This is a genomic window from Stagnimonas aquatica (assembly GCF_003730135.1).
Lineage (GTDB): Bacteria > Pseudomonadota > Gammaproteobacteria > Nevskiales > Nevskiaceae > Stagnimonas > Stagnimonas aquatica.
Genome location: NZ_RJVO01000005.1, coordinates 211,690 through 231,629, shown reverse-complemented (window position 1 = coordinate 231,629; position 19,940 = coordinate 211,690). Strand labels below are relative to the sequence as shown.

General features: G+C 68.9%; 20 protein-coding genes. 15 read left to right on the top strand and 5 right to left on the bottom strand.

Annotation, left to right across the window (positions count from 1 at the left end):
- The first annotated feature begins 20 nt into the window (after positions 1–20).
- The 8 genes from ED208_RS12290 to ED208_RS12255 all read left to right on the top strand — a co-directional run bounded on the left by ED208_RS12290 (position 21) and on the right by ED208_RS12255 (position 6,969).
- Positions 21–632: a riboflavin synthase gene (locus ED208_RS12290; RefSeq protein ID WP_123212201.1), complete on the top strand. Its 612-nt coding sequence runs from the start codon at positions 21–23 to the stop codon at positions 630–632.
- On the top strand, positions 629–1,768 hold the full coding sequence (ribBA, locus tag ED208_RS12285) for a bifunctional 3,4-dihydroxy-2-butanone-4-phosphate synthase/GTP cyclohydrolase II (RefSeq protein WP_123212200.1): 1,140 nt from the start codon (positions 629–631) through the stop codon (positions 1,766–1,768). The genes ED208_RS12290 and ribBA overlap by 4 nt, the downstream gene beginning before the upstream one ends.
- 26 nt (positions 1,769–1,794) lie before the next feature.
- A complete protein-coding gene (ribH, locus tag ED208_RS12280; protein ID WP_123212245.1) occupies positions 1,795–2,310 on the top strand; it encodes a 6,7-dimethyl-8-ribityllumazine synthase in 516 nt (171 codons plus the stop codon).
- Positions 2,307–2,768, top strand: a complete 462-nt coding sequence (nusB, locus tag ED208_RS12275; protein ID WP_123212199.1) for a transcription antitermination factor NusB — start codon at positions 2,307–2,309, stop codon at positions 2,766–2,768. The genes ribH and nusB overlap by 4 nt, the downstream gene beginning before the upstream one ends.
- 28 nt (positions 2,769–2,796) lie before the next feature.
- Positions 2,797–3,759 (top strand): thiamine-phosphate kinase, encoded by a 963-nt coding sequence (gene thiL / locus ED208_RS12270; RefSeq protein ID WP_123212198.1) that lies wholly within the window; start codon positions 2,797–2,799, stop codon positions 3,757–3,759.
- A 6-nt stretch (positions 3,760–3,765) separates the two neighbouring features.
- Positions 3,766–4,557, top strand: a complete 792-nt coding sequence (gene murI, locus ED208_RS12265) for a glutamate racemase (protein ID WP_123212197.1) — start codon at positions 3,766–3,768, stop codon at positions 4,555–4,557.
- Positions 4,550–5,056, top strand: coding sequence for a phosphatidylglycerophosphatase A family protein (locus ED208_RS12260; protein WP_233575060.1), 507 nt, complete (start codon positions 4,550–4,552; stop codon positions 5,054–5,056). The genes murI and ED208_RS12260 overlap by 8 nt, the downstream gene beginning before the upstream one ends.
- A gap of 116 nt (positions 5,057–5,172) precedes the next feature.
- Positions 5,173–6,969, top strand: a complete 1,797-nt coding sequence (locus ED208_RS12255) for an acyclic terpene utilization AtuA family protein (protein WP_123212195.1) — start codon at positions 5,173–5,175, stop codon at positions 6,967–6,969.
- An 87-nt stretch (positions 6,970–7,056) separates the two neighbouring features.
- Here ED208_RS12255 and ED208_RS12250 read toward each other — a convergent pair whose 3' ends face one another.
- A complete protein-coding gene (locus tag ED208_RS12250; protein WP_123212194.1) occupies positions 7,057–10,449 on the bottom strand; it encodes an Rne/Rng family ribonuclease in 3,393 nt (1,130 codons plus the stop codon).
- A 611-nt stretch (positions 10,450–11,060) separates the two neighbouring features.
- Between ED208_RS12250 and ED208_RS12245 the strand changes: the two genes are divergently transcribed.
- Both ED208_RS12245 and ED208_RS12240 read left to right on the top strand, forming a co-directional pair.
- Positions 11,061–12,131, top strand: a complete 1,071-nt coding sequence (locus ED208_RS12245; RefSeq protein WP_233575059.1) for an RluA family pseudouridine synthase — start codon at positions 11,061–11,063, stop codon at positions 12,129–12,131.
- Positions 12,132–12,311: 180 nt separating this feature from the next.
- Complete coding sequence (locus ED208_RS12240) at positions 12,312–12,977, top strand: HAD-IA family hydrolase (protein WP_233575058.1); 666 nt, start codon at positions 12,312–12,314, stop codon at positions 12,975–12,977.
- 19 nt (positions 12,978–12,996) lie between these two features.
- Here the strand turns inward: ED208_RS12240 and ED208_RS12235 are convergent, their stop codons facing one another.
- Positions 12,997–14,019: a cation diffusion facilitator family transporter gene (locus ED208_RS12235; protein ID WP_123212192.1), complete on the bottom strand. Its 1,023-nt coding sequence runs from the start codon at positions 14,017–14,019 to the stop codon at positions 12,997–12,999.
- On the bottom strand, positions 14,016–14,603 hold the full coding sequence (locus tag ED208_RS12230) for a Maf family protein (RefSeq protein WP_123212191.1): 588 nt from the start codon (positions 14,601–14,603) through the stop codon (positions 14,016–14,018). The genes ED208_RS12235 and ED208_RS12230 overlap by 4 nt, the downstream gene beginning before the upstream one ends.
- 34 nt (positions 14,604–14,637) lie before the next feature.
- Here ED208_RS12230 and ED208_RS12225 point away from each other — a divergent pair, with 34 nt between their 5' ends.
- Genes ED208_RS12225 through ED208_RS12210 form a run of 4 tightly spaced genes read left to right on the top strand, consistent with a single transcriptional unit; the run spans position 14,638 to position 17,679 of the window.
- Positions 14,638–15,171, top strand: coding sequence for a YceD family protein (locus ED208_RS12225; protein ID WP_158608537.1), 534 nt, complete (start codon positions 14,638–14,640; stop codon positions 15,169–15,171).
- 56 nt (positions 15,172–15,227) lie between these two features.
- The gene (gene rpmF, locus ED208_RS12220; protein WP_123212189.1) at positions 15,228–15,437 is read left to right on the top strand and encodes a 50S ribosomal protein L32; all 210 of its coding nucleotides are present in this window, start codon (positions 15,228–15,230) and stop codon (positions 15,435–15,437) included.
- A gap of 38 nt (positions 15,438–15,475) precedes the next feature.
- Positions 15,476–16,492, top strand: coding sequence for a phosphate acyltransferase PlsX (gene plsX, locus ED208_RS12215; RefSeq protein WP_123212188.1), 1,017 nt, complete (start codon positions 15,476–15,478; stop codon positions 16,490–16,492).
- Positions 16,489–17,679, top strand: a complete 1,191-nt coding sequence (locus ED208_RS12210; RefSeq protein WP_148044751.1) for a multidrug effflux MFS transporter — start codon at positions 16,489–16,491, stop codon at positions 17,677–17,679. The genes plsX and ED208_RS12210 overlap by 4 nt, the downstream gene beginning before the upstream one ends.
- A 13-nt stretch (positions 17,680–17,692) precedes the next feature.
- On the opposite strand, the gene ED208_RS17135 is transcribed toward ED208_RS12210, so the two are convergent.
- Positions 17,693–18,196 (bottom strand): hypothetical protein, encoded by a 504-nt coding sequence (locus tag ED208_RS17135; RefSeq protein ID WP_148044750.1) that lies wholly within the window; start codon positions 18,194–18,196, stop codon positions 17,693–17,695.
- Positions 18,197–18,333: 137 nt separating this feature from the next.
- On the opposite strand from ED208_RS17135, the gene ED208_RS12200 reads away from it, so the two are divergent.
- Positions 18,334–18,687, top strand: a complete 354-nt coding sequence (locus tag ED208_RS12200; protein WP_123212185.1) for a DUF4870 family protein — start codon at positions 18,334–18,336, stop codon at positions 18,685–18,687.
- Between the two features lie 15 nt (positions 18,688–18,702).
- On the opposite strand, the gene gspF is transcribed toward ED208_RS12200, so the two are convergent.
- Complete coding sequence (gspF, locus tag ED208_RS12195; protein WP_123212184.1) at positions 18,703–19,932, bottom strand: type II secretion system inner membrane protein GspF; 1,230 nt, start codon at positions 19,930–19,932, stop codon at positions 18,703–18,705.
- Positions 19,933–19,940: the final 8 nt, after the last annotated feature.

The following is a 19,940-nucleotide window of genomic DNA, read 5'->3' as shown; positions in this document are numbered from 1 at the left end:
ACGTTCTGGATAGCTACCGCATGTTTACCGGAATCATCGAAGCCCAGGGCCGTATCGCCGCCGTTGAACCGGTCGGTGGCGACCTGCGCATGACCATCACCGAGCCTGGTGGCTACCTCGCCGACGCGAGGCTGGGTGACAGCATCGCCGTCAACGGCGTCTGCCTGACCGCCGTCGCCTTCGTCCCCAGCGGTTTCGTCGCCGACCTCTCGGCCGAGACTCTGGCCGCGACTACCGCCGGCCGCTGGGACGTCGGCCAGGTGGTCAACCTGGAAAAGGCGCTGACCCCTGCCAAGCCGCTGGGTGGCCACCTGGTCAGCGGCCATGTCGATGGCATCGGCCAGTTGGTCGGCAAGCACGAGGAGGCGCGCGGCTGGCGCCTGGAATTCGAGGCGCCACAGGCCATCGCCCGCTACATCGCCCGCAAGGGCTCGATCACCATTGACGGCATCAGTCTGACGGTCAACGCCGTCGCCGGCCGGCGCTTCGGGGTGATGATCGTGCCGCATACTTGGACGCACACCAGCCTCGGCGGCCTCGCCGCCGGCGGTGCGGTGAATCTGGAAGTGGATTTGATCGCGCGGTATCTGGAGCGCCTGCTGACCGCGCGCGAAGAGGAGAACAAGGCATGAATGCCCAGGTAAAGCCCCCAGCCAGCGAACTCAATCGCGGCCTGCACAGCATCCCCGAGATCATCGCCGACCTGAAGGCCGGCAAGATGGTGATCCTGATGGACGACGAGGACCGCGAGAACGAGGGCGACCTGCTGATGTGCGCCGACGCGGTGCGGCCGGAAGACATCAACTTCATGGCGCGCTTCGGTCGCGGCCTGGTCTGCCTGACGCTCACCCAGGAAAAGTGCAAGGCGCTGCGCCTGCCGCTGATGGTGAGCGACAACGGCTCCGGCTTCGGCACCAACTTCACGCTGTCGATCGAGGCGGCGCAGGGGGTGACCACCGGCATTTCGGCGCACGACCGCGCACACACGGTGCGCACCGCAGTGAAGTCCGACGCCAAGCCGGAGGACATCGTCCAGCCGGGCCACATCTTTCCGTTGATGGCGCAGAACGGTGGCGTGCTCAACCGCGCCGGTCATACCGAAGCCGGTTGTGATCTGGCGCGGCTGGCCGGCCGCACGCCGGCGGCGGTGATCTGCGAGATTCTCAAGGACGACGGCACCATGGCGCGCCGGCCCGATCTCGAAGCCTTCGCCAAGGAGCACGACCTCAAGATCGGCACCATCGCCGACCTGATCCGCTACCGGCTGGACAACGAGCACACCGTCGAGCGCGTCGCCGAGACCCATGTGCAGACCGAGTTCGGCGAGTTCCGTCTGGTCACGTACCAGGACACCGTCGACAACACCATCCACCTGGCGATGGTGAAAGGCGCGGTGGTGATGAACAAGCCGACCCTGGTGCGCGTGCACATCCGCAACATGCTGCAAGACGTGCTGGCGGTGCGCCACGGCGATTTCTCCTGGCCGGTGCGCCGGGCGCTGCAACGCGTCGCCGAGGAAGGCGAGGGCGTGGTGGTGCTGCTGCGCCGCCCGGAGTCGCCGCGCGAACTGGTGCAGCAGATCGTCGGCCTCAACCGGCCCGAGGAGGGCGCCGAGCCGACCGGCCCGGTGCTGCGCACCTACGGCCTGGGCGCGCAGATCCTCAACGACCTGGGCGTGCGCAAGATGCGCGTGCTGTCCAGCCCCAAGAAGATGTACGGCCTGTCCGGCTTCGGCCTGGAAGTGGTCGAGTACGTCGCCTGCGACTGATGTCCGATTCGATCCCGATTGAAACCATGAGCAAGACCGGTTACGCCGCCCCCGCCAAGCCCGATGCCGTCGAGTTTTCCGACGTGCGTATCGCCCTCGTCGCCACCCGCTGGAATGTCGAGGTGGTCGACGCTCTGCTGGCCGGTGCCCGTGCCTGCCTCAAGGACTGGGGCGTGCCCGCAGACAGCATTGGCGAGTTCCGCGCGCCCGGCGCCTACGAGCTGCCGCTGGCGGCGGCGACCCTGCTGCGCTCCGAGACCGGCTACTGGGACGGTGTGGTCGCGCTCGGCGCGGTGATCCGTGGTGATACCCCGCATTTCGACTTCGTCGCCGGCGAGTGCGCGCGCGGCCTGATGGACGTGCAACTCGCCACCGGCAAGCCGGTGGGCTTCGGCGTGCTCACCGTCAACACCCCGGCGCAGGCGGTGGAGCGCGCCGGCCCCGGCGAGGGCAACAAGGGCTACGAGTGCGCGCAGGCGGTGCTGGAGATGATCCGGCTTGCGCGCGAGGCCAATGCGGGAGCCGAGGGAGACGCCGAATGAGCGAGGAGAACGCAACGCCCTCGGCGCCGGTCAGCCGCCGTGGCCTGGCCCGCCGCGTCACTGCCCAGGCCCTGTACCAGTGGCTGGTCAACGAGACTTCGCCGGAGCAGTTGCTGCGGCAGTTCCGCGAGCAGGACGAAGGCCTGGGCCGCGCCGACCCGGCCTACTTCGAGGCGCTGCTGCGCGGCGTGGTCGAGAATGCGCAGCCGCTGACGCTGTCGGTGGTGCCACATCTGGATCGCCCGCTGCAGCAGCTCGATCCGGTCGAGCACGCCATCCTGCTGCTCGGCGCCTACGAGCTGGCTCACGAGCCCTCGGTGCCCTGGCGGGTGATCGTCAACGAGGCGGTCAATCTCGCCAAACTCTTCGGCTCCGAAGAGGGCTACAAGTTCGTCAACGGCGTGCTCGACAAGCTGGCGCGGCAGTTGCGGCCGGCGGAAGTGCAGGACGGCAAGTAGGCGCGCGGCGCCCCTTTCAGGAGCGGCGGTGGACGAGTTCGGGCTGATCCAGCGCCATTTCCAGGATCTCACCAGCGCCCGCGCCGGCGTGGTGCTGGGCATCGGCGACGATGCCGCCCTGTTGCAGGTTCCGGCCGGCTACGAACTGGTGGTGAGCACCGATACCCTGGTCGCCGGCCGCCATTTTCCGCACCAGACCGCGCCCGAAGCGGTGGGTTGGAAGGCGCTGGCGGTGAATCTCTCCGATCTCGCCGCCATGGCTGCGGAGCCGCGCTGGTTCACCCTGGCGCTGAGCCTGCCCGAGGCCGACGAGGCCTGGCTCAGCGGCTTCGCCGGCGGCTTGCGGGCGCTGGCCGAGCCCCATCGCGTCGCCCTGGTCGGCGGCGACACCACGCGCGGGTCGCTGGCGATCACCATCACCGTGCTGGGTCTGGTTCCGGCCGGGCAGGCGATCCGCCGCAGCGGTGCGCGCGTCGGTGATCTGGTCTGCGTCACCGGCACTCTGGGCGATGCTGCTCTGGCGCTGCGGCGTCTGGATGCGGCTGCGCAGGGCGACGCGGATCTGATGCTGCGCGAACGCCTGGACCGGCCGACACCGCGCCTGGCCGCCGGTCTGGCGCTACGTGGCCTCGCCAGTGCCGCGCTGGACCTTTCCGACGGCCTCGCCGGCGATCTGCGCCATCTCTGTGCCGCCAGCGGCCTGGGCGCCGAGCTGGACCCCGAGGCCTTGCCGCAGTCGCCGGCCTTCGCCGAACTGAGCCGCGAGCTGAGCGGCGACCAGCGATTTGAATTGCAGGCGCAGGGCGGCGACGACTACGAGCTGTGCGTCTGCCTGCCACCGGCGCGGCTCGCGGAGGCGCAGGCGCGGCTGGCGGCCTTGAACCTGCCGCTCACCGTGGTTGGCCTCATGCAGGCTGAAGCGGGCCTGCGGCTGCGTTACGCTGATGGGCAAAGCAGTCCAATAACCGCCACCGGCTACCGCCACTTCTGAGCTCCCATGTCCATCGCACCCATCGGCGTTTTCGATTCCGGCCTCGGCGGCATCACCGTGCTCAAGGAGCTGGTGCAGCGCCTGCCGCAGGAGGACTTCCTCTACATCGCCGACTCCGGGCACTGCCCCTACGGCGGCAAGAGCGCCGACCAGATCACCGCGCGGGCACGGGCGGTCACCGAGGCGCTGCTGGCGCGCGGCGCCAAGCTCATCGTCGTCGCCTGCAATACCGCGACCATCGCCGCCATTGAGACCCTGCGCGCCGAATACCCGGTGAGCTTCGTCGGCATGGAGCCGGCGGTGAAGCCGGCCGCCGCGCGTACCTACAGCGGCGTGATCGGGGTGCTCGCTACCGGGGCCTCGATTGCCGGCGAGAAACTGCACAAGCTGATCCGCGAGCATGCCGGCGGCGTGCGGGTCATCACCCAGCCCTGCCCGGGGTTGGTGGAGCGGGTGGAACTGGGCGATCTCAACGGCCCGCAGACCCGCGCCCTGGTCGAGGAATACACCGCGCCGTTGCTGGCGGCTGGTGCCGACGTGCTGGTGCTGGGCTGCACCCATTACCCCTTTCTGCGGCCGCTGGTCGCCGAGGTGGTGGGGCCGCGCATCGCCATCCTCGATACCGGCGAGGCGGTGGCGCGCCGCACCGAGGCGCTGCTGCAGGCCGAGGGTTTGCTGGTGGTGTCGCCGCTGCCGGGCAAGGTGCAGTGGTTCAGCACCGGCGATGCCGATGGCATGGCGATCATCGCCTCGCGGCTCTGGGGCAAGACCGTGCAGGTCGAGGCGCTCAGTGACTGAATCGCGCCAGCCGCGCGAGCCGGATGCGCTGATCCTGAGCACGCCCGAGCATCTGATCGCCTTCGGTTTCGGCACCGGCCTGGCGCGCAAGGCGCCGGGCACGTTCGGCACCCTGGTCGGACTGCCGTTCTACTTCGCGCTGCACGCGCTGCCGCTACCGGCCTATGCGCTGGCCTGTGCGCTGCTGTTCGTCTTCGGCTGCTGGATCTGCGGACGCAGCGCGCATCTGCTGCAGGTTCACGACCACGGCGGCATCGTTTTCGACGAGATCGTCGGCTTCTGCATTGCCGCCGCGCCGCTGCTGGTCTACCCGGCGGTCTCTGCGTGGTGGCTGCTGGCGGTGTTTGCCCTGTTCCGCTTCTTCGACGTGCTCAAGCCCTGGCCGATCCGCTACTTCGACGAGAAGTTGCACGGCGGCTTCGGGATCATGTTCGACGACGCCCTCGCCGGGCTCGCCTCGGCGCTGCTGCTCTGGGCTGCGCTGGCCCTGGTTTCCTAGCATTCGGTAAGCCAACTTATTCTGGTGCCTGGGCACCGGATCGTTCACACTGCGTCGGCGCTTCTGGCCCGTTGGGCGGGCTTTGAAGGCTTATTAATCAAGCAGCTGAGGGCGATATGAAGAACAGTGTGCGGATCGGCGGAGCTTCCGCTTTCTGGGGCGATACCAACACCGCAGCGGCTCAGCTGGTGTCGAAAGGAAACGTCGATTACCTGGTCTTCGACTACCTCGCCGAAATCACCATGTCGATCCTTGCCGCCAAGCGCATGAAGGATCCCAAGGACGGCTACGCCACCGACTTCGTCGAGCATGTGATGGCGCCGCTGCTGCCGGAGCTGAAGGCCCGTGGCATCAAGGTGGTGGCCAATGCCGGCGGCGTGAACCCGCTGGCTTGCAAGGAGGCGCTGGAGGCCGTCGCCGCCAAGGCTGGCATCGCGCTGAAGGTGGCGGTGGTGCTGGGCGACGACCTGCTGCCGCGCCGCAAGGAATTCGCGGCGGCGGTGGAACTCGACACCGGAAAACCGCAGCCGCCGACCCTGGTCTCCATGAACGCCTATCTGGGCGCCATCCCCATCGCCCGTGCGCTCGACGCCGGCGCCGAGGTGGTGATCACCGGCCGCTGCGTGGACTCCGCCGTGGTGCTGGGGCCGCTGATGCACGAATTCGGTTGGGCCGAGGACGACTATCCGCGCCTGGCCGCCGGCTCCATCGCCGGTCACATCATCGAATGCGGCGCCCAGTGCACCGGCGGCAACTTCACGGACTGGGAACTGGTGCAGACCGGCTATGCCGACATGGGCTTCCCCATCGTCGAGGTCGAGCCCAGCGGCGAGTTCGTGGTCAGCAAGCCCGAGGGAACTGGCGGCCTGGTGTCGGTACACACGGTGCTGGAACAGATGCTCTACGAGATCGGCGACCCGCGCGCCTATCTGCTGCCGGATGTGAGCTGTGATTTCACCCAGGTGCGGCTGGCCCAGGTGGGCCCGGACCGGGTGCGGGTCAACGGCTGCCAGGGTTCGGCGCCGACCGCCAGCTACAAGGTCAGCGCCACCTATCCGGCGGGCATGCGCTGCGCGGCGCTGTTCATGATCGGCGGCATCGACGCCGCCCGCAAAGGCCGCGCCTCGGCCTCGGCGGTGGTGGAGAAGGTGCGGCGGCAGTTGCTAGAACAGAAGCTGGGCGACTTCAGCGGCGTCGACATCCACTGCATCGGCGCCGAGGAGAGCTACGGCCCGCACGCCCGGCCGGCTGCGGCCGCCACCCGCGAGGTGGTGGTGAAGATCGCCGTCCAGCATCCCAATCCCAAGGCGCTGAAGCTGTTCGCCCGCGAGATCGCCCAGGCGGCGACCGGCATGGCGCCCGGCTTCACCGGCTACTTCGGCGGCGGCCGGCCGGAGCCGCACATGATCCCCAAGCTGTTCTCCACCCTGGTGCCCAAGGCGCAGGTCGGCGTCGAGGTGGTGGTAGGCGAGCAGCGCTTCCCGGTGGCAGTGCCCACCGGGGGTGGTCATGTCGCACCCGCCGAGGAGCCGGAACTGGCTCCGGCGGTGGACCTCAGCGATACCGTCAGCCTGCCGCTGATCCGCCTGGCGCTGGCGCGCAGCGGCGACAAGGGCGACCACGCCAACATCGGCGTCATCGCCCGCAAGCCGGAATACCTGCCCTATATCGAGGCGGCGCTGAGCGAGGACGCGCTACGTCGCTACTTCGCCCACGTGCTCGCCGGCGGTGAACAGGGCCGGGTGCAGCGCTGGCGTCTGCCCGGCAGCCACTCGCTCAACTTCCTGCTGCACCACGCGCTGGGCAATGGCGGTGCCGCCTCGCTGCGCACCGATCCCCAGGGCAAGGCTTTTGCGCAGATGCTGCTGGATTTCCCGGTGCTGGTGCCGCGTGCCCTGACGCAGGCGGACTAGCGCAGCGGATCGGGCTCCGCCAATCAGAGGGAAACAAAAAAAGCCCGCCGGGAGTGAACCCCGGCGGGCTTTGTGCTGCAGGCGCGCTTAGACCGGATCGGTCTTCGGCGCGGCCGCGTCGGCGGCTTCCGTACTCGCTTCCAGGGTAGCAGGCGGAGCTGCCTCTACCACCGGAGCCTCGGCGGGTTCCGCCGGTGCCGGCGCCGGACGCGGCGGGCGGGCCGAGGGGCCGTTCTCGCCGGTGACCAGCAGGCGCGGCAGGAAGTCGCTGCTGGCGGCGCTGGAACTGGTCAGCGGACCACTGGCGACCGGCCGCGTCACGGTGGCGTTACCCCCGGCGGAGACCAGCAGACGCGGCATGAAGTCGCTGCTGGCGCTGCGCGGCGGCAGCGGGGTGCTGGCGCTGATCACGGCCGGGCCGCTGTGGCGGCCGTCGCCGCCGCTGACCACCAGGCGCGGTTGGTAGTCGCCGGCCTCGCTGGCGCGCGCGATCACGGCGGCTCCGGCGAGCGGAGTAGCGGCGGCTGCCGCTGGGCGCGCCAGCTCGCTGCTTTCCGGACGGCGCGGACGGCCTCCGGCCCCGGCTTCCGCCGCCGGCTTGGCTGCAGCCGGTTCGGCGCTCTCCAGCAGAGAGGCTTGCACCGGTGCGGCGCTGATCGGGCTGGGGGGCGGGGTAGCGGTTTCGGTGGAGACTTCCGCTGCCACGACCGGTGCCGGCACTGCAGGAATCGCGGCGGCGGCAAGCGGCTCAGTCAGCGCGACCGGCTCTGCCGCCGGATTTTCGCTCAGCTCGCCGACTTCGACGGCGTCTTCAACCGACTCGGCCGCGTCATTGGCTGTGCCTTCGGTGCTCGTGCGCTCGCCATTGCGGCCGCGACCGCCACGGCGACGGTTGCGGCGTCCGCGCAGGCTGCGGCCACCCGGAACCGTGTTGTCACGCTCGCCAGCTTCGCCGTCGACCTCTTCACCGGTCGTGGCTACGGCTTCGGCGGTAACGCCGGCCTCGACCACCGACGCGGCGGCCGTGCTGGCGACCGGGGCGGTGCCACCGATCAGGCCCGGACGGAAGCCGGTTTCCGGCGGCAGCGGCGGCAGTTCCACCGGCGCCGTCGCGACCGGCGCGGCCTCGGCGGCCGGGTTGGCGCTCAGCGCGGCGGCGGCTTCGCTGCCCGGACGCGGCGGACGACCGCCACCGTCACGCGGCGGACGGCCGGGATTGGCGGCATTGTCCTGGCGCGGCGGACGGCCAGCGGCCTCGGCGCCATCGCGCGGCGGACGACCACCCTCATTGTTCTGCGGGCGCGGCGGACGGCCACCCTGCTCGCCGGCTTCGCGCGGCGGCCGGCCTTCCGGACGCGGACCACGCTCAGCCTGCGGCGGACGTGGGTTCTGCGCCTGCGGTTGGCCTGCGGCGGCCGGTGCTGCCGGCTGGGCCTGCTGCGGGGCGTGGCGGCCATCGCGGCGTTCGCCCTGCGGACGCGGCTCGTTGCCGTTCTGCGGGCGGCCGCCATCGCGGCGCTGCTGGTTGTTCTGGGCCTGCTGCGGCTGGCCGCCGGGCTGACCGGGACGACCGTCGCGGCGCGGCTGATCCTGGCGCTGGCCGTCGCGGCGGCCCTGTTCGTTGCGGTTGCCGTCACGGCGACCGTCGTTGCGGCCGTCCGGGCGGGCGCCGCGCTCCTCGCGCTTGCCATCCCGCTTGTCTTCGCGGCGCTTGCCCTCGATGACCGGCTTGGCGCCGAAGCCGAAGACGTAGGCAAGACGCGCCCAGAAGCCGTCCTTGGTGGTGGTCACCGCCTGCATCGCCGGCGCGGCGGCTGCCACGGCGACCGGCGCGGCCGGTGCGGCCGCCACGACCACCGGCGGCGGCGTGGCCGGCTTGATGCCCTGCACCGCCGCTTCCGCCACCGGCTTGCCGGCGGGGACGGTGACGATCGGCATGCTCAGGCGCTCGTCGGCCTTGAAGTCGGTGGGGATCTTGTAGCTGACCGCGTTGTTGTTGTCCTGGTCCAGATGGTCGCCACGGATGCGGTTGATCTGGAAATGCGGCGAGTCGAGGGTCTCGTTCGGCACCAGGGTGACCGCCACCTTGCAGCGCTTCTCGATCTCCTGAAGATTGGCGCGCTTCTCGTTGAGCAGGAAGGTGCCGACGTCCACCGGGATCTGGGCGACCACACGGGCGGTCTTGTCCTTCATGCCCTCTTCTTCGATCAGGCGCAGGATCGACAGCGCCAGCGACTCGACGCTGCGGATGTGGCCGATGCCGGAGCAGCGCGGGCAGGTGATCTGCATGTGCTCGGCGAGCGTCGGGCGCAGGCGCTGGCGCGACAGTTCCAAGAGGCCGAACTTGCTGATCTTGCCGAGCTGGATGCGGGCGCGGTCCATCTCCACCGCGCGCTCCAGTCGCTTCTCGACCTCGCGCTGGTTCTTGTTCGACTCCATGTCGATGAAGTCGATCACCACCAAGCCGCCCAAGTCGCGCAGGCGCAACTGGCGGGCGATTTCGTCGGCGGCTTCGCAGTTGGTCTTGAACGCGGTTTCCTCGATGCTGCCGCCGCCGGTGCTCTTGGCGGAGTTGATGTCGATGGAAGTCAGCGCTTCGGTGTGGTCGATGACGATCGAGCCGCCGGAGGGCAGGCGCAGCACCGACTCGTGGGCGGCCTCGATCTGCGACTCGACCTGGTAGCGGCTGAACAGCGGCACCTCGTCACGGTAGAGCTTGAGCTTGGCGAGGTCGGCCGGCATGGTCGCCTCCATCTGCTCCTTGGCCTGGGTGTAGACCTCGTGGTGGTCCACCCACACCTCGCCGATGTCGGGGCGCAGGTAGTCGCGCAGCGCGCGCAGCACGATGTTGTTTTCCTGGTAGACCAGGAACGGCGCCGGCTTCTTGGCCACCGCCTCGGTGATTGCCTTCCAGATCTCGGCGAGGTAGTTGCAGTCCCACTGCAGCTCCTCGGCACTGCGGCCGACGCCGTTGGAGCGGACGATCACGCCCATGCCGCTGGGCAGTTGCAGGGCTTCCAGGGCTTCCTTGGTTTCCTCGCGGGCCTCGCCCTCGGCGCGGCGGGAGATGCCACCGGCGCGCGGGTTGTTGGGCATGAGCACCAGGTAGCGGCCGGCCAGGCTGACGAAGGTGGTCAGGGCGGCGCCCTTGTTACCGCGCTCTTCCTTTTCAACCTGGACGATCAGCTCGGTGCCTTCGGCCACCAGCTCCTTCATGTTGCTGGAGTTGTTGGGCGCGCCCGGCTTGAAGTAGCTCTTGTGGATTTCCTTGAGCGGCAGGAAACCGTGGCGCTCGGCGCCGTAGTCGACAAAACAGGCTTCGAGCGAGGGCTCGACGCGGGTGATGCGACCTTTGTAAACGTTGGATTTTTTCTGTTCGCGAGCGGCGGTTTCAATATCCAGGTCGATCAGACGCTGGCCGTCCACGATCGCCACGCGCAGTTCCTCGCGCTGCGTGGCGTTGATCAAAATGCGTTTCATGTAAGTAAGACCTTGGGTGCGCGCCCGGGGGGCTGGCAGTGCGGATCAGTACCCGTTGCGGCACGCCTGGCATATGGGGCGTGGACGGCTCGGCACGGCCTCGGGTTCCCGCCGACGCGCGCCCGGCAGCGACGCTCAGGCCGCAGAACGCGGCGAGCAGGCTGCACAGGGCAAGCAGGGTGGGGAAGTCGGGGTGCACGTCGTTGGGTCTGGTTTCGCGCCGCGAGTGCGGGCGTTTTTTGGGGTGAAGCGAAACCCCGCGCAAAGACAGCGGCGCGGGCGTGAAATCGAATGTTGAAGCTGGCTTTGGGCTTAAGGGCTTTCGTCGCTTATGCTGCGAGCCAATCTTCTTATTGAGCCGCTGCCCGAAATCGGTGCGGCGGGTAATAGTGCCACAATCCCCCCGCTCAAAAAAACCGCAGACCCGTTCAGCCGCGCCGTCGGGCAAAAAAGCGGCTCCAGCGGCCCGTCGCGGTGCCGGTCGGCTCGAAGCCGGTGCCGGCAAGCCGCCCCGCAGCAAGCCCGCTCGCGCCGCCAAGCCAGCCGCCGCTGGCAAGTCCGCCCATGGTGCTAAGCCCGCCCGGAATGCCAAGCCGGCCCGCAGTGCTGCGTTGTCGACGCCGGGGCGGCCGAAGCCGGCCGGCCGCGCTGCCGCGGCGCCCGCCGCCGCTGCCCGCGGGCGGGCCAAGCCCAAGTCCGACGCCCTGCGCCCGGCCTACGGTTCGCTGCGCACGCCCAAGGAGCCGCTGCCGCCGCCGGAGCGCCAGGAGGTCCGCCATGTCGGCATCGACGCCAGCTCTGACGGTCAGCGGTTGGATAACTTCCTGCTCAAGCAGCTGCCGGGCGTGCCGAAGTCGCACATCTACCGCCTGCTGCGCTCCGGCCAGGTGCGCGTCGACGGTGGCCGGGTGAAGGCCGACCGCCGGCTCTCGGCCGGCGAGCAGGTGCGCATTCCGCCGATCCGCATGGCCGACCCGCGCGAGCCGGTGCGGCCGCCGGACCGGGTGCTCAACGAGCTGCGCGAGGCGGTGATCTTCGAGGACGCCAACTACCTGGTGCTGAACAAGCCGCACGGCATCTCCGCCCACGGCGGTACCGGCCAGCTGTACGGCGTGATCGAAGCGATCCGTGCCTGGGACAAGTACGAATACGTGGAGCTTTGCCATCGCCTGGACCGCGACACCTCCGGCGTGCTGCTGCTGGCCAAGACCCGGCCGGCGCTGTTGCGCGCCCAGCGGGCATTCAAGGACGGCGACATCGTCAAGCGCTACTTCGCGCTGCTGATCGGCAAGTGGCGGGGCGAGGACCGCGACGTCGACGCGGCCCTGGTCAAGACCCGCCTCGGCGACCAGCACCATGTGCAGATCGACGAGGACGGCAAGCCGTCCAAGAGCCGCTTCTCGCCGCGCGCCAAGTACCGCGACACCACGCTCTGCGAGGTGGAGATTTTCAGCGGCCGCACCCACCAGATCCGCGTTCACGCCCTGGCGCTGGGCCATCCGGTGGCCGGTGACGCCAAGTACGGACAGCGCGACGACAACCTGCCGCTGCGCGAACGCGGCCTGAAGCGCATGTTCCTGCATTCGCACTTCCTGCAGCTGCCGGCGACCGCCGAGTTCCCCAAGCTGCTGCTGAACGCGCCGATGCCGGACGAGCTGCGCAACTTCCTGCAGAAGCTCTGAATCCGGTTGCTGCCCGATGTCGCGGCCTTATGATCTGCTGATCTTCGATTGGGGTGAGCCGGATCAGACGATCTGCCTTGAATGGCAGATCGTCCCGGCGAACGCCCGGTCATGGATGGCCGGGCAGGGGGTGCGCGAGCGACTGCGGCCGCGCCAGGGATGGCTCGAACGGAGTTCGTCTTGAACCGACCCTACGACCTGCTGATCTTCGATTGGGACGGCACTCTGTCCGACTCCGCCCAGTTGATCGTCGACTCAATGCAGGGCGCGATTGCCGCGCTGGGGTTGCCGCCGCGCCAGGACCAGCAGATTCGCGAGCTGATCGGCCTGAGTCTGAGCGACGGCATGGCGCGCCTGTATCCCGAGGCGGAGCCCGGCGAGGTGCTGCGGTTGCTGGAGGGCTATCGCCAGCAATGGCTGGGTCCGGCCGGCGGCGGCGCCAACGAGGCGCCGCTGTTCGACGGTGCCCAGCGCTGTCTGGAGCGTCTGCACGGCGATGGCTACTGGCTGAGCGTCGCCACCGGCAAGTCGCGCCCCGGACTCAATCGGTCGCTGCGCCATCATGCTGAGTTGCGACCGTTGTTCATGGTTACCAAGACCGCCGACGAGACTGCCAGCAAGCCCGATCCGCTGATGCTGCGGGAAATCCTCGCCGAGCTGCAGGTGCCGGCCGAACGGGCGCTGATGATCGGTGATACCGAGTACGACGCGGCGATGGCCGCCGCCATTGGCATGCCGGCGCTGGGTGTCGCCTGCGGTGTCCACGAGGCCGGACGCATCCGCCGCGCCGGGGCGCTGGCGGTGATCGACTCGGTGCATTCGCTGCCGGACTGGCTGCGCGGCTGAGGCCGGCGCGGACGGTTCCCTAGTCGCGGTGATCGCAGGCAGCGTCGCCGCAGCCGGCCGCCGGCTCCAGCTGGATGGTGACGTGGGTGATGCCGTGGCGCTCCAGCGCGCTGCGGATCGCGGCGATCAAGGCGGCGGAGCTGACGCTGCCATCCGGGACCGCGTGCAGGGTCATCAATTTTTTGGTCTGCGACAGCGACCAGGCATGCAGATGGTGGACGCTGACCAGACCCGCGACCTCGTCCGGCAGTGCATTGGAAATCTTCTGCAGATCCATGCCGCGCGGCGTGCCTTCGAGCAGGATGTGCGCCGCCTCGCGGGTGATGCGCAGGCCGATGCGCAGCACCAGCGCGGCAGCCAGGAAGGACAGCAGCGGGTCCACCAGCTGCCAGCCGGTGGTCAGGATCACCAGGCCGGCGATCAGTGCCGCGACCGAGCCGAGCAGATCGGACAGCACATGCGCGGCGGCGCCACGGCGGTTGAGGTCCTCGGTGTCGCCGCCGTGCAGCAGGGCCAGCGAGATCAGATTGGCGGCCAGGCCGACGCCGGCGATCAGGGTCATGGTGCCGCCGTCGATGGCGCGCGGCTGGTAGATGCGGGTCGCCGCCTCGTAGGTGATCCAGGCGCTGGCGGCGAGCAGCAGCAGGCCATTGATGAAGGCGGCCAGCACCGGCAGGCGCACGTGGCCGTAGCTGTGGTTGGCATCGGCTTCGCGCAGGGCCTGGCGGGCGGCGAGCAGGGCCAGGCCCAGCGATCCGGCATCGGCGAGCATGTGGCCGGCGTCGGCGATCAGGGCCAGCGAGCCGGACATCAGGCCGCCGATCACGCCGACCACCATCGCCGCCACCGTCACCAGCAGAGCCCCCAGCAGGCGGCGGTGCGAGGCCTGCGCGGCGTGGTGGTGATGGTCGTGATGATGGTGATGGCGATGGTGGTGGCCGTGGCCGTGGTCGTGCCGTGGCGGCGCGCCGTGGGACGGGTGCGCGTCGCCGTGGTCTGGCGAGGCCGGAGGGGTAGCTTGAGGGTGCAAGGAGGAGGTCATGGCAGTCGCAATCCGGCGCCGCGCAGCAGTTCCGCGCAGGCGATCAGGGGCAGGCCGATCAGCGCCGTGGGATCGCGGCTCTGGACTTCGGCGCAGAGGCTGATGCCGAGCCCTTCGATCTTGGCGCTGCCGGCGCAGTCGTAGGCGGGTTCGGCATCGAGATAGCGCTCGATCTCGGCCTCGCTGAGCGGGCGCATCCGCACGGTGGTCTGGTCGAGCGCGGCCTGCTGCACCGAGGGCTGCCGGCGCCGGAGCACGACCGCAGTAAAGAAATCGGTGGTCTTGCCGGCCAGGAAGCGCAATTGCTCGCCGGCCTGCTCGCGGCTGCCCGGCTTGCCGAGCAGGCGGCCCTCGCAGACGGCCACCTGGTCGGAGCCGATCACCCAGGCCTCCGGGTGCCGGCTGGCAATCGCCTCGGCCTTGGCTACCGCCAGCCGCCGCGCCAGCTCCGGGCCGGATTCTCCGGGCAGGGCGGTCTCGTCCACGTCCGGGCTGGCTTGTTCGAAGTCGAGGCGCAGCCGCGCCAGCAACTCGGCGCGGTAGCGCGAGCCGGAGGCAAGAATCAGTCGGGTCGAGGAGCTCACTACAATGTCGGCCGGGCAGAAAGGTGCGAAGTGTATGCGAGACGCGGGAATTCCCTTAAAGCTGGATGTCGCCGAGGCGGTGGCGCGGGAGCTGGCGCTGCAAGCCAGTCTGCCGCTGGCCGAGCTGCCGCGCCTGGCTGCGGCGCTGGTGGATGCCGATGGCCAGCTCCGGGTTGCCCTGCGCTTTGTCGCGGACGTCCAGGCGCTCGGACGCTTGCAGGGTGAGCTTGGCGGCGAGTTCCGCCTGCTCTGTCAGCGTTGTCTGCGGCCGATGTCGTGGACCCTGGATGCGCGCTTCGATCTCTGCCTGGTCGGCAGCGAAGCCGAGGAAGAGCGCTTGCTGGAAAGCTGCGAGCCGGTGCTGGCGGAAGGCGGTCAGCTGGTCTTGCGCGAGACCCTGGAGGATGAGGCCTTGCTGGCCCTGCCAATCGCCCCGCGCTGCGCCAATACCGACTGCGCGGCCAGGCCGGGGGAGACAAGCCGCCCGGAAGTAGGCGATAATGATCGACCTGGCGACACGCGCCCGAACCCTTTTCTCGCTCTCAAGGGCAAGTTCCCGGCGCGCTAGGGAGGGCTTTCAGGGCCCGCGTTACCGCCGAATTTGCAGATTCCCCGGAGCTTCACATGGCCGTTCAGCAAGACAAGAAATCCCGCGCCCGCCGCGGTCACCGCCGCAGCCACGACGCGCTCACCGCGCCGGCGCTGTCCATCGACCCGACCTCGGGCGAGACGCACCTGCGTCACCACGTCACCGCCGACGGCTACTACCGTGGTCGCAAGGTGATCGACAAGGCGGCCAAGGCGGCCGCCGCTGACGAGTCCGCCGAAGCCTAAGCGGCCGGTTTCGCCTCGACCCACCCCAGCGCAAGCGGATGGCCGAGTCGATACACCTCAGCATTGACGCCATGAGCGGCGACCACGGTCTGAAGACCACCGTGGACGCTGCTCTTTTGGCGTTGGCCGTTGATCCTCGCCTGCATCTCGCTCTGGTTGGCGATGAAGCGCAGTTGCGTGCCGCGCTAGGCCGCAAGTCTTCGGCGCGACTGCATCTGCGGCACGCCAGCGAGGTGGTGGCGATGGACGAGTCGCCGTCCAAGGCGCTGCGCAACAAGAAGGATTCCTCGCTGCGGGTGGCCATCGACCTGGTCAAGTCCGGTGCGGTGCAGGCGGCGGTATCGGCCGGCAATACCGGCGCCTTGATGGCGACCGCGCGCTTCGTGCTCAAGACCCTGCCGGGCATCGACCGTCCGGCGATCTGCGCGCCGATGCCGGCCACCCAGGGTTGCCCCTACATGCTGGATCTCGGCGCCAATGCCGAGTGCTCGCCCGAACAGCTCCTGCAATTCGCGGTGATGGGCGCCGCTCTGGCCACCGCCATGCAGGGCATCACCCGGCCCCGGGTGGCGCTGCTCAACATCGGCGAGGAAGAGATCAAGGGCAATGACACCATCAAGGCCGCTGCCCAGCTGTTGCAGGGTTCCGGGCTCAACTACACAGGCTACGTCGAGGGGGATGGGATCTTCCGTGGCGAGGCCGATGTGGTGGTTGCCGATGGCTTTGTCGGCAATGTCGCGCTGAAGTCGGCCGAGGGCGCGGCGAAGATGATCCGCGACTTCATGAAGGCGGAGTTCACCCGCTCCAGCTACACCATGGCGGCGGCGCTGGTCGCCAAGCCGGTGTTGAACCGTCTGGCCGCGCGCATTGATCCCCGCAACTACAACGGTGCCAGCCTGCTGGGTCTCAATGGCCTGGTGATCAAGTCGCACGGCAGTGCCGACGCCACCTCTTTTGCCAATGCCATCGCGGTGGCGGCGCGCGAGGTGGAGCACGACATCAGCGGGCGCATTCGCAGCCTGCTTGCCGCCGCCCAGCCCGCCGTCACGGCGTGAGGTCCGCGACGGCTGGCCGGCTCGCCCCTCTGCTCGCTGCCCTGGCGATGCTGGGGCCGTTTTCCATCGACACTTTCTTCCCGGCCTTCCGCGCCATGGGCGCCGATTTCGGGGTCAGTGCGGCGGCGATGCAGCAGACCATCAGCGTCTATCTGATCGCCTACGCCGGCATGTCGCTGTTCCACGGCCCGATTTCCGACGCCTACGGCCGGCGCCGGCCGATCATCGCCTTCACCCTGCTGTTCGCACTGGCATCGGCCGGTTGCGCGCTGGCACCAAGCTTCCACGGCCTGCTGGCCTTCCGTGCCCTGCAGGGCGTTGCCGCCGGCGCTGGCCTGATCGTCGGCCGCGCCATCATCCGTGACCGCTTCGCCGGTCCGGACGCGCAGCGGCTGATGTCGCACATCACACTCATTTTCGGCGTCGCGCCAGCGCTGGCGCCGGTGGTGGGTGGATGGCTGCTGGGCCTCGGTGGCTGGCGCAGCCTATTCGCCCTGCTCGCCGCGTTCTCGGTACTGGTGGCCCTCTGGTGCCTGCTGGCCTTGCCGGAAACCCATCCTGCCAAGGCGCGCAGTCCCTTCGCGGCGCGGCCGCTGGCGCGCCTCTACGGGCGGATGCTGCGCGACCGGCTGACCCGTCGTTTGATCCTGGCGACCATGTTCAATTTCGGCGCGCTGTTCCTATACATCGCGAGTGCGCCGGCCTTGATCCTCGATGTGCTGCAACTCAACGAGAGACAGTTCGCCTGGCTGTTCGTGCCGGCCATTGGCGGCATGATGACGGGCGCCCTGCTGTCGGGGCGTCTGGCTGGGCGCCGCACGCCGATTCAGACCGTGGGCTTGGCCTATCGGTTGATGGCGCTGGGCACGGTCGTCAACCTCGGCGTGGCGCTGCTGCTGGCGCCAGGGCTGCCTTGGACGGTATTGCCTATCGGGCTGGTCGGTATCGGAATCTCCTGCGCCTTTCCAACCCTAGCGTTGCTACTGCTGGACCGCTATCCCGATCACCGGGGTGCGGCATCCAGCCTGCAAGCCTTTTTCATGCTGCTGTTCAACGCCATGACCGCCGGCCTGCTCGCACCTCTGCTGGCCCATCACCCGCTGGCACTGGCTGGCGCCGCTGCGGCATTGAGCCTGCTGGGCTTCATGGTGTGGCGCATGGCCCTGGGGCTGTTGCCGCCCGCCTGAGCGCTGTCCTCGATTACTTGCTCGGCAGGCGCCAGTCGCTGAGCTGGCCTTTTTCAAACAGCAACTCCGCCCGGGCGCGGGGGCCGCACTTGCCGTACTCCCATTTCACATTGCCGCCACCGGCGGTGTCGTAGTGCTCGGGCCCTAGTAGGCTCTCGACCGCCACCGGGCTCATGCCTTTCTCCAGCTCCATCCAGAGTTCGGGATCCATCCACTTGGCATAGGGCACGTCCTGGAACAGGCTGGGTCGGCAACCGCTGCGGCTGTAGGGTTCTTCCTCCACCACCACGATCTTGTTGGCCGGCTTCGGCGCCAAACCGGGGCTCGCCGTCGGTGCAGTACTGGCGGCTTCGGGAGCAGCCGGGCCACGTAATGCCTTCTCCAGTTCGAGGACGCGTGCTTGCAGGCGGCTGATCTCGGCCTGCTCCGCCAAACAGCTCGCCGGATCTGCGGCGGCCATCAGGGGCAGGATGCTCAGGCCTAAGAGGGGGGCGAGGATCAATGTGGTTACTTTCATGATGTAGGTCGCGGTTCCGGCTTTGCGGTTATTGTGCGTCAGTACGCTGCCTGAGGGCGGCCGTGTCAGCAGGGACAGTCCTTGCGGGAGTTCAATTCGCCCACAACCACCAGACCAACACGCCGAGGGAAGACACCGTGGATAGCACCAGCAACGCCGTCACCGTCGAGGCCGGTACCGAGGCCGAGCGCAATCTGTTGTTGATCACCTACATCCTGCACGCCCTGGCGCCGTTCAACGGCCTGACCTCGGTGATCGCGGTGATCATCAGCCACATCAAGATCAACGAGACCAGCAGCGCCTTCGTGCGCAGCCACTACAGTTGGCTGATCCGCACCTTCTGGTGGGGGCTGCTGTGGTCGGTGATCTGCGGAGTGCTGACCTTCGTGCTGATCGGCGCCTTCGGCTTCGTGGTGCTGGGCGTCTGGTGGCTGTACCGGGTGATCCGCGGCTTTCTCAACTACAGCGACCGCAAGCCGATGCCGGTGTGAGCCGGTTCTGATCGACTACTTGACCAGGGTGTTGAGGTCGAAGATCGGCAGCAGGATGGCCAGCACGATCAGCAGCACGATGCCGCCCATGGCCAGGATCAGCACCGGCTCGAAGATGCCCATCAGGGCCGCGATCAGGGTTTCCACCTCGCGTTCCTGATTGTCGGCGGCGCGGTCGAGCATTTCGTCGAGCTTGCCGCTGGCCTCGCCGCTGGCGATCAGGTGCACGGTGATCGGTGGGAACAGCTTGCTGGCCTCCAGCGAGCGCGCCAGCCCGGCGCCCTCGCGCACCCGCTTGGCGGCCTCCTCGATGGCGTCGCGCATCGGCAGGTTGCCGACCACCTGGGTGCCGATGCGCATGGCGTCGAGGATGGGCACGCCGGCGCCGAACAGGATGCCCAGGGTGCGGGTGAAGCGGCCGGTGTTGGCGCCGCGCGTCAGCCGGCCGATCAGCGGCAGCTTGAGCTGGCGCTGATGCACCCGGCGGCGGAAGGCATCGCCGCGCATCGCGCGCGCGAATAGCCAGCCACCCAGCGCCAGGGCGATTACCAGGAAGACCCCGTAGTTCCGCAGGAAGCCGGAGGTGGCGATCATCATCTTGGTCAGCACCGGCAGATCGGCGCCGATCGAGTCGAACACTTCCACCACCTTGGGCACCACATAAGTCAGCAGCAGCGAGACCACGCCGATGGCGACCAGAGTGAGGATGGCGGGGTAGAAGGTGGCGAGCAGGATCTTGCTCTGCATCGCCTGCCGGCGCTCGACGTAGTCCGCCAGCCGCTCCAGCACATGGTCGAGCTTGCCGGCCTGCTCGCCGGCTTCGACGGTGGCGCGGAACAGGGTGGGGAAGGCCGAGGGAAACTGGGCCAGCGCGCTGGCTAGGCTGTCGCCCTCGATCACCCGCGAGCGGATGCCGAGCACGATGCGCTTCACCTTGGCACTCTCGCTCTGCTGGGCGACGGCGGTCAGCGCCTCGTCCAGCGGCAGGCCGGAGCGGAACAGGGTGGCGAGCTGGCGGGTGAACAGCGACAGCTCGGTGGACGACAGCGAGCCGCCGCTGGTCTTGACCGTGCCGCCGCCGTCGCCGCCAGTCTTGCCGCGCTGCTCGGCGACCTCCTTCAGCTCCATCGGCGTCAGCCCGCGCTCGCGCAGCAGGGCGCGCGCCTGGCGCGCGGTTTCGGCCTCGATCAGGCCTTTTTCCTGCTTGCCACGGGCGTTTAGCGCGCTGTATTCAAAGGCGGCCATGCAGGCGC